1 protein-coding gene is annotated in these 769 nt (G+C 42.4%); it reads left to right on the top strand.

Annotated elements, in window-relative coordinates; all coding sequences use genetic code 11:
• Nucleotides 1-769: sulfotransferase (locus A3757_RS20125; protein ID WP_197470157.1), on the top strand; the 769-nt coding region annotated here is incomplete at both ends.

Below are 769 nucleotides of genomic sequence, written 5' to 3'. Positions count from 1 at the left end.
TGTTGATCACGGACAGTTGGCTGTCGCTAAAGATGTATTGAATAAAGGTTCGGAAGACTTCCCTGAAAACCTGTCGTTTGCATATCGCCTTGTTCAATTGGATGCAGAGAGTCTTCACCCCGAATTGTATCAACGCTTAATCGATGTTGATGAGGCTACTTTAGAGGGAGACAATCGCTTTTATTATCAATGGTTGTTGGCAAATTTTGCTAAAAAGCAAGGTGAGCCGCTAGTTGAGATGGAGCATCTTGTCGCTGCGCATCGAATTTACAGTTCGATTACTCAATTTCCGAGAAGTACCGAGTTTTATCTGCAGGCATTGCCTCAGTTGACGCCACCTGATTCTGCACATTTTACTTCTCGACTTGCTAATCTCGAACCTGTTTTTATTATTGGTGTGCCACGTTGTGGTTCAACCTTGTTGGAAAATATCATTTGTCATGGGCCTCAGAATGTTGGCAAAGGTGAAGAAACCGGGTCCGTTATTGAGGCATTAGCCGTTGCTTATCAAAGTGGTGGACAAAACTTTTGGGAAGCTTTCGTTAGTCAGCTCGAATCTTCTTATATGCGACATGGCTTATTGCCGGAAGATTCATCAAGCGACGTAAAACGTTTTACTGATAAGTCTCTAGAAAACATATTCCTAATCGATTTCATTATGAAGGTGATGCCGAGAGCGAAGGTGGTTTATTGTGATCGAGCTCCACTCGCTTCGATTGTTTCTATTATGCGAAATAACATGTCTGTATTACCCTGGGCTCATGACTTA

This window comes from Oleiphilus sp. HI0117 (assembly GCF_001635235.1).
Note: the sequence above shows the minus strand (reverse complement) of the source record. Positions and strands in the feature narration are given on the sequence as shown.